Origin of the sequence: Hymenobacter telluris (assembly GCF_017313265.1) — a bacterium.
GTDB classification, from domain to species: Bacteria; Bacteroidota; Bacteroidia; order Cytophagales; family Hymenobacteraceae; genus Hymenobacter; species Hymenobacter telluris.
The window spans coordinates 280857-289970 of record NZ_JAFLQZ010000006.1; the positions used below are offsets into that span (position 1 = coordinate 280857).

Annotated in this window: 5 protein-coding genes; 2 read left to right on the forward strand and 3 right to left on the reverse strand. The window is 61.0% G+C overall.

The window, feature by feature from the left end:
- Positions 1 to 75: 75 nt before the first annotated feature.
- Complete coding sequence (locus J0X19_RS12140) at positions 76 to 2670, reverse strand: M1 family metallopeptidase (RefSeq protein WP_206984623.1); 2595 nt, start codon at positions 2668 to 2670, stop codon at positions 76 to 78.
- A 263-nt stretch (positions 2671 to 2933) separates the two neighbouring features.
- Between J0X19_RS12140 and J0X19_RS12145 the strand changes: the two genes are divergently transcribed.
- Positions 2934 to 5165 carry an ATP-binding protein gene (locus tag J0X19_RS12145; RefSeq protein ID WP_206984624.1) on the forward strand — a complete coding sequence of 744 codons (2232 nt, stop codon included), beginning with the start codon at positions 2934 to 2936 and terminating at the stop codon, positions 5163 to 5165.
- 39 nt (positions 5166 to 5204) lie between these two features.
- Entirely contained in the window at positions 5205 to 5561 is a 357-nt protein-coding gene (locus J0X19_RS12150; protein WP_206984625.1) for an Imm51 family immunity protein, read from the forward strand.
- A 69-nt stretch (positions 5562 to 5630) separates the two neighbouring features.
- On the opposite strand, the gene J0X19_RS12155 is transcribed toward J0X19_RS12150, so the two are convergent.
- Together J0X19_RS12155 and J0X19_RS12160 are read right to left on the reverse strand one after the other, a co-directional pair.
- Entirely contained in the window at positions 5631 to 6398 is a 768-nt protein-coding gene (locus J0X19_RS12155; protein ID WP_206984626.1) for a DUF6348 family protein, read from the reverse strand.
- A 30-nt stretch (positions 6399 to 6428) separates the two neighbouring features.
- The gene (locus J0X19_RS12160) at positions 6429 to 8861 is read right to left on the reverse strand and encodes a zinc-dependent metalloprotease (protein WP_206984627.1); all 2433 of its coding nucleotides are present in this window, start codon (positions 8859 to 8861) and stop codon (positions 6429 to 6431) included.
- Positions 8862 to 9114: the final 253 nt, after the last annotated feature.

Below are 9114 nucleotides of genomic sequence, written 5' to 3' on the forward strand. Positions count from 1 at the left end.
AGAATTCTCCGGCCCTCAAGCTTCGCGGGGCGCGGCCTACCGGTTTGGCTACATTCTTAGCAACTTCGCCCGCCGCTACCTCACCAATTTCTCGGCCCGGAACAGGTCGTCGGCGGCTTGCAGGAGCTTGGCGCGCAGCTTGGGGTTGTACTGCGGGTGTGCGGCCAGAAACTCCCGCACGGTGCGGGCGGCAGTGGGCGTCTGGTAGAAACCGAGCGTGGCTTGCAGCCAGGAATACGGGAAGAAGATGTCGCCGGTCTGCTGGATTTCTTCGAGCAGCGCCAGGCTTTCGGGCAGGTACTTCTCGGAGGTGGCGGCGCGCAGCGGGTGGTGCAGATACCCCAGCGCCGAAACCACCCAAGCTTCTTTCTCGCGGTTCTTTTCGTCTTTCAGCGAGGCGAAGAAGGCGTCACGGGTGGCTACATCGGGGGCCAGGGCGGGCAGCAGGAACTGCAGGCGCTTTTGGCGGTCGGGGTTTTGGATGCGGGCGAGCTGCGCGGGCAGAATAGGCTGAGCAGCCGGGTAGTCGCGCACGGCTAAGGCCAGGGCCAGCGCGGTGTAGTCGTCCTCGGTGAGCTTGATGCCGGGGGGCGCCTGCTGCTGGTTCCAGATGGTATAGAGCCGGGTTTGCGCTTCCTTGGTCAGGGCCACCGATTGGTAGGCCTTGAACAGCAGCTTCTTGGAGTTGGACGCCGAATTTTGCTGCATGGCCGTCCACAGCTCTTTTTCCAGAGCCGGGGCCAGGGCTACACGCTCCGCAGGCTTAAGCAGCTTCCAGAAAATGTCGGTAGCCTGCCCAGTCAGCAGCTTGATATTCAGCTCCTCTGGCTCCTTCGGCAGCACCTGGCGGTACACATCCAGCAGCTGGCGCGGTGCCAAGGTGCGGCCGTTGAGCATGTTTTCGTACAGGTTCACGTAGGCGGCGGCGCGGGTGACGGAACTACGCAAGGCCACCAGCTCAGCCGCCGACGGGGCATCAACCGGGAACACGCCGTAGCCAATGCCCGTGGCGTTGAACACCACACGTTGCGGGTTGCCTGATACTTTCAAGGTTGCCTCTCTTTCCGTCATTTTCACGGTTCTTTCCTGCGTGCGCCCATCCTCAAACTCCAACAGCACCGTAAACTCCTGGGGCCATAGGCGGGCTGAACCATCTTCGGCTTGCTGCGTGATTTCCAGCACGGTCTGCCCATCGTGCCCGCCGCGGCGGTAGCTGAACACCGGGCGGCCGGGCTGGTTCACCCACACCTGGTTCCAGGTTTGCAAATCGGCGGGGGTACGGGCGTCGAGAATGACAATGAGGTCGGGCCAGGTGGCGTTGCCGTAGGCGTACTTGCGCAGGTACTCCTGCAGGCCTTGGCGGAACGGCTCCTCCCCCATCAGCCGCTCCAGCTGCCGCATCATGATGGGCGCTTTGTGGTAGATAATGTTGCCGTAGAGCGAGCCGGCATCTTTCAGATTATCAAGCTCCTGCCGAATAGGATTGGCGCCAGCGGTGCGGTCTACACCGTAGGCAGCCGGGTAGTGGTCTACCACAAACTTGAGGTCGTAGTTGGAATTGGCAACGGCTATTTCAGTGATTTTATCGGCCATGAAGTTGGCAAACACCTCCTTCATCCACACGTCGTTGAACCATTGCATGGTTACCAGGTCGCCGAACCACATGTGGGCGGTTTCGTGGCTGATCAGGTTGGAGCGGGCTATTTTCTGGTCCTGGGTGGCGCCTTCGTCCAGGAAGAGCGTGCTGGCTTTGTAGTCGATGGCGCCCACGTGCTCCATGCCACCGTACTGGAAATCGGGCAGCGCCACGAAATCGAACTTGCGGAACGGATACGGGATGCCGGTGTACTCTTCCAAGAATTTCAGCGCATCAGCGTGAATCTGGAAGATGGGGTTCAGACTGAGCTTCAGTTTGTTCTTGTCGGTTTCGCGGTGCAGAAACTGCATGTCGCGCCCCGCCATGCTGCGCGAAATGCGCGTGAACCTGCCGGCCGCAAACGAGAACAAATACGTACTGATAGTATCGGACGGCGCGAAGCGGAGCGTCTTGTTTTCCGCCGTAACAGTGGAATCCTGCAAGGGGCCGTTGGCCAGAGCCTGCCAAGTTTTCGGCACCGTCAGGGCCAGCGTGAACGAGGCCTTGAGGCTGGGCTGGTCGAACACCGGAAACACCGTGCGGGCGCGGTCGGGCACGAGCAGCGTGTACAGGTAGTCGTCGTTGCGGTTGAGGCTCTGGTTGCCGGCAATGAAGTGGATTTCAACCTGATTAGAGCCGGTTTTCAGGCTAGCCGCCGGCAGCACCAAATGCTCTTCCCGAAAATCAATGGCGGCGGATTTGCCATTGATGGTCAGGCTTTTGAGGCGGTCGGCTTGCTCCTTGAAATCGAGCTGCACCGGCTGGCGAGTGTCGGCTAGATGAAACGTAAGGGTTTCGGTGGCGGTAACGGGGTCGGCTTTACGAGGCGGCACGGTTAGCGCCAGCTGATAGCCGAGCCGGGAAATGCGGCGGGCCCGGTCCTCGGCCAACTCCCGGCTCACGCCCGGCACCACCGCCACGGTGGCCGCCGGCGGCGTAGGGGCGTTGGTAACCGCTAAAGGCTTGGTGCAGGCCAGCAATGCTAGCCACAGTGAAAAACGGGCGCCGTGGGCGCAAAAGGCCGAAGTAGTCATGCGCCGCAAGGTCGGGCGAAAAACGGCGGCGGCCAACTGCCGGCCGGCGCGGGCGGGCTCTCAGCGAAGTGGACCGCTACAGAGGCCACGGCAGCTAATTCTTTCCGGCAAGTATTCCGTTGTTCTGTCCTGCTTCCGTATTTTTGACGGTTGCCCCGGCCATATAGCACCGTTGAGCGGTTTATGCCAACTATTGGTGTTTCGCACTTCGGCTTTCGATTTCTTTTTTTCTTTTTGTGTACTTTTTCCAGATAAGGGTTCTGTTGGGCGTACTGCTACTAGCGGGCGGGCTGCTGGGCAGCCCGCCGGTGCGGGCGCTTCCTCGCAACTACTGGAACACCAACTACGACTCGCTGCAACGCACCCTGCCGCAGCAGCCCACCGATACGGCCCGCCTTCGCACCCTGGTCCAGCTGCTCGACATCACGGAGCTCAGCGACGCCCAGCGCCGGCAGCAGGCCCTGCCCCTGCTGGATGAGCTGCTGTCCCTCAACCAACGGCTGCCGCTGCTCAACGCCCAACCCTACCGCCACCTGCGCACCGGCCTTGGCCTGTGGGTGCAGGGCGGCGCCGACGCTCGGGCCATGACCGAGCTACACCGCGCCATCACCCTCTTCGACCAGGCCCACCACCCCGTGCCGAAGCTGCTCATCGACCTGGCCCCGCTCTACAACCGCATGCACCAGTCGGCGGCCCGGCTGACGTATTTTCGGCGGCAGCTCACCTACTACCGCCTGCACAACTACCACGAAAATGCGGCGGCCTGCTACCTGGTGCTGGGCGGCAGCTACCGCCACCTCGGCGACTTCAACCAGGCCATCAGCTGCTTTCTGCACGCCGCCGACCTGTTCCGGCACTTCGACCGGCGGCTGTATGCCAACGAGCTGATGGTGGCCGGCAGCACCTACTCCGAGTGGGGCAACCACGCCAAAGCCATCCAGTACCTGCAACAGGCCGACCAACTTCTGCGCCATTATCAGCTCAGGGGCTTGCAGGAAGTGTACATTCTCAATGCCCTATCCAGGCTGCACCGGCAGCTGGGGCAGCCAGCCCAGGCCCTGCGCTACGCCGAGCTGGCACTGCAAGCCGCCCTCCACGACCCCACCAACCGCCCTACCTACACGGCCTACGCCTTGGTGCTGAAAAGTGCCGTGCTGCTGCAACAAGGCCAGCTGGCACAGGCGTATCCATTGCTGCAACGCAGCCAGCAGCTCTCCGATTCGCTGCACATGGACATTTCGGGGCGGCCCGGCGAGTTTATGCTTGATGAAGCCTGGGCCCGGTACTACGTGGCCCGCCAGCAGTATGCGCTGGCCGAAACACACTGGCGAATTGCCCTCCAAAAAGCTACGACCAGCCAGCTGAACATGCTGCGGCCCAAGCTGCTGCAAGAGCTTATCCGGTTCTACGATGCCCGCCGGCAGCCCAAGCAGGCGCAGCAGTACACCCGCATTTACCTGACCCTCACCGACTCATTGGTGCGCACGCAAGGGAGTTTCTACGTGGCTCAGTACGAGGGCGAACGGCAGGAACAGGCCCAGCAGGCCCAGATTGCCCGGTTGCAGCAGGCGCGGGCCGTGCAGGAGCTACGCCTCTACCACCGGAATCTGCTGCTGGGAATGGCTGCCGGGGCAGTGTTGCTGCTGGCAGGCCTGGGGGCGGTGCTGTACTGGCAGCTGCGCCTCAACCGGCGTACGTTGGCCCAGCTGCGGACCACCCAGCAGCAGCTGGTAGCGGCCGAAAAATGGGCGTTTGTGGGGGAAGTATCGGCCGGTATTGCGCACGAGCTGCAGAATCCGCTGCACTTCATGAAACGCTTTGCCGACGTCAGTACCACCATGCTGGAGCAGATGAAGCAGCAGAACCAGCACAGCCAAGCACCCGCCGGGCTGGAGCACGATATTATGGCGGGGTTGAAGCAGAACTTGCAGGAAATCAGCCAGCACGGCACCCGCGCCTCGTCCATCATCCGCGACATGCTGGCCCACTCGCGCGCCGGCACCGGCCCCCGCCACCCCACCGACCTGAACGCGCTGGTAGCCGAGCAGGCCCAGTTGGCGCACCAGGGCTTACAGGCGCAGGATTCCGCTGCTCAGGTTTCCCTTACCCTCGACCTGGCCCCCGAGCTGCCGCTGCTGGCGCTGGCACCGCCGGATATGGGCCGGGCCCTGCTGAACCTGCTTACCAATGCCTTCTACGCCGTGCAGCAGCGCGCCCAAACCGCCGAACCCGACTACCAGCCGCAGGTGCTGGTCCGGACCCGGCAGCTAGGCCACACCGTCGAAATCAGGGTGCGCGACAATGGCCTGGGCATGAGCGAGGAAGTTCAACAGCAGGTTTTTCAGCCCTTCTTCACCACCAAACCAGCCGGCGAAGGCACCGGCCTCGGCCTCTCGCTCAGCCACGACATCATAGAGAAAGGCCACGGCGGCCGGTTGCAAGTGGAGAGCCAACCAGGTGAGTACACTGAATTCGTGGTGACGCTACGGGCGTAGCTGACTTCGCCGCTGGGTATTTTGCCCTACCTTGGCCGCATGAGTTCTACCTTTCCTTTCGTCGTTTTCAACGTGCCGGAGCCCACGCCCGAGCGCCAGTACCGCATTGTAGTGGACTTGTCGGACCTGGACGATTACTACAACGTGTTCGAGAAGCACGGCTACAGCGGCAGCGGCGCCTCCTGGGTGGAGCACATCGAAACCATTCTGGAAGAGCACGCCCCCGAGCTGCTGGACCACCTGGAGCTGGCCGGCGAAGGCGAAATCTTCCGGGCCTACACCGACAGCCGCGCCAGCACCGAGCAGTTCCTGCGCCTGCTCCACCCGATTTTCGGCAACCTCGGCAGCCTCAATAAGTACCTCAGCCAAACCGACCCCGGCGACTTTTTCGAGTAATAGCTTAGTTGTCGATGTAGATATCACTCGAACTATCTAAAGGATGTCGGCACCTGACACTATCGTAGCCTATGGTCCACACCGACGGAAAATAATAAATTGCTTTTGCCCTGCGAAGTCTCCTCCAGTGGGCCACGCCTCCGTGTTATCCTGGATCAGCGCTAGTCCTTCCGGCCACGGTTCATTGTTTAACAAGCACTCTCCAATAAACTCTCCATCGGGCAGTTTGCTCGCATACACTTTCAGCCAATGAATTGGCTGAGGAGTCAAGTGCTGAAGCAAAAAGGGCTTTAGTAGCGTTAGAAAATGGCGGTCATCTGTTTGGTCTATTTGTCGAGCCCAGGCGCCTTGTAGCTGCAGCTCACTTACTATTGGATGCCACAGTACTTCGTTAGTAGCTGAGACGATATCTAGATCAGGTATATGGTACCCTTCCAAGGCCTCTATAACTACAGGTAGTACACTATGCAGGTAGTTTTGAACTCCCCTGTCAATAGCATCAAAATCATTTTCTCCAATACCTGCCAGACATTCCATCATGGCTTCAGGAAAATACTCCGCGTGCCTCAGCCACATGCCTAAGGCCAGCACAATTGCAGTAGGATGTTCCGTTCGCTCTACTACACTAGCCTGTAGTATCAGCCTGTAGGGCTTGAGAATAAATTCGTCGCCCTGTTTCTCTATTTGCAGGGATGGGAAAAGTGCAGTTAAGTGAGTGAGGATTTGTTTATGCAGTACATTATCAAGTGTAGGCACCTCTGATTCTGGATGGGTTACATCAGAGGCAGCAGGAGCGTTGCTAAGAAATTTTTGACGCAATTTCTTTAAGAGATTCATTAGGATAGACTTATATACTTGTTTACTGCCTCAGAACCCTTCACAGCCAGTATCCCCAATTGGGGCGCCGTCGGGCATGGGGAGGGCGGGCTCGGGCTGGAACTTCTCGGGGGCGGCTTCAAACTGGCTGATGGTGCGCAACGCGGCGAATAGGGTGGCTTTGCGGGCTTCGTCCTTGGTGCGCTTTTCTTCTTTTTGCAACCAGGTTTTTAGCTCATCTACTTTCAAGGCAGTTAACGCCCGCACGTTGGCCGGGGCCGTTGGGGCGGCGGCCAAGGCCAGCAGCTTTTGCAGCGTGAGCGTATTCACCAATAGCTGGAGCTGCCCCACGTAGCCGGTTTCGGGCTTGCTGTGCCAGGTGCGTTGCAGCAGCTTATCCAGCACCGCAGCGAGGCCGGGCTGGGCGGTCTGGCGGGCGTGGTACTCTTCCAGGCGGGCCGCCCGTTGCGGATTCAGCAACAGCTCCAAAGTGGTAGCCGCCGCCGATTCGGCTGCGCCCAGGGGGTCGAAGGTGAGGCCGGTGCGGGTGGGGAAGGTTTCGCGCGAGCGGCCGTAGTTGATGGGGCGCGGCGGAATCTTGGCCAGCAACTCCTCGGAAAACACCAGCTCCCGGGGCGAAATCGTGCGCATGAGCGCCTCGAAGGCCTTCCACTGCTCGGCGGGCTCCACAAATTGGGTGATGGTCTGGCCGTCGCCTTTCACGGCGTAGGTGTAGTAGAGCCCGCCTATTTCCTTGGAGGCGGCCTCCACCTGGTAGCGCTGAAGCAGGTAAATCGGCACCAATACTTCTTCCAGCATGGCCATGGGCTGGCCCGGCGCCAACGCTTTTTCCGAGAAGCCCGCCAGCAGCTTCCGCCGCACGTCCATCAGGCGGTTCAGCTCGGCGGCGGCATTGGCCCCGTCGTCCCAGAGGTGCGCGGCGGGGTGCGCGCTGCCCACGGCCCGCGCATCGGCATCGGCCATAAACACGTAGCCGTCCTTGAGCGTTTCGTTCATAATAGCCTTGAGGCCAGCGGCTTCGTTGGTTTGCGGCCCGAAATCCTGGTAGCCGTAGAGGATGGCGCGCTTGTCCCAGTTGCCGATGCCCACGGCGTAGGCGTCGCTCAGGTCGATGGTGCCGTCGGGGCGCAGCTTGATGCGGGGCATGGGGTAATCCATCACAGAGGACCGCTCTTTGGTGCTGGCCGAGTAGTTGTGGTACAAACCCAGGGTGTGGCCGACCTCGTGCGCGGCCAGCTGGCGCAGGCGCGCCACGCCCATTTGCAGCATTTCGGAACTGGTGGGCTTGCCATCTTCGTAGGGCTGCAACAGCCCCTCCGCAATCAGGAAATCCTGCCGCACCCGCAACGAGCCCAACGACACCTGCCCCTTGATGATTTCGCCGGTGCGCGGGTCCACGATGGATGAGCCGTACGACCAGCCCCGGGTGGAGCGGTGCACCCACTGGATGAGGTTGTAGCGAATATCCATGGGGTCGGCGCCTTCCGGTAACAGCTTCACCTGAAAGGCGTTGCGGTAACCGGCGGCTTCAAAGGCCTGGTTCCACCACGCGGCACCTTCCAGCAGAGCCGAGCGTACCGGCTCGGGCGCGCCCCTATCGAGGTAGTACACAAGGGGTTCCACCGGGTCACTCACGGCGGCATTGGGGTCCTTTTTCTGGAGCCGGTGCCGCACCAGGTGTCGCTTCATAATGGGCTGGTTGATGGGCGTGGCGTAATCCATGTACTCGTGGGCGTAGTAGCCGGCGCGCGGGTCGAAGGCGCGGGGCTGGTACTGCGCATCGGGCAGCTGAATCAGGGAGTGGTGCATGTGCACCGTCACGGCGTTCGGGTCGGGGGTTACTGAGCTGATTTCCCGGCCTTTGGCTTTGCCCACCAGCGTAATAACCGCCTCAAATTCGGTGTTTTGCGGAAACGATTTGGTGTTGGGCATAAACACTGCCGAGCGGGTTTCTTCGGCTCGGAAGCTGCCCTGGTTCAGCGCTTCCAGCTTGTCGCCGATTTGGTGACTGTCGCGCAGCAGAAACGGGGTCAGGTCGATGAGCACCCGGTTGCCTTCCTGCGCTTCCGCCTTGAAACCCCACACCACCGACTGCGCGAAGGCCTGCTCCACCGAGTTGCGCTCGTCGGCGTTGTCGCTCAGCGCCCGGAACTTGTAGTTGGGTTGCAGCAGCAGAATCTTGGGGCCGCTACGCACGAATTTCACGATGCGCGTCTGCCCAATCTGGCCCCGGTCCAGCCCCAAATCGTTGGAGCCAACCCCGTTGGGCAACGAGCTGACGTACAGCACTTCCTGATCGAGCTTGTCGATTTCCAGCAGGATACGGCCGCCTTTCTCGTCCCAGTAAAACGGAAAGAAGCCCGAGAATTTTTGCAGGCCCTTGGTCTTTTCGGCCAAGCTCTGCGCAGAAAGCAGCTGGACGCAGCTAACAAGTAAGCACAGAAGCAAGTAGTATTTTTTCATGCGGAGAGAGGATTACAGAAAGCCAAGGTAAACAGCCAGCCGGGTTCTTGCACAACGAACCCGGCCTCATTTTCCGGGGAGTATGAAGAATAAGAAAGGTTCGTCATGCAGAGGCGCGGGCGGGGGGGGGCGCCCGGGGGGGGGGGGGTTGGTTGAGGGGGGGGGGGGGGGGGGAGGTTCCGGGGCGGCCCCGCGGGGGGGGGGTCTAAAAGAGTGGCCGGCCCCTAGGGGAGGGGGTCTGGCCGGGGTCTGG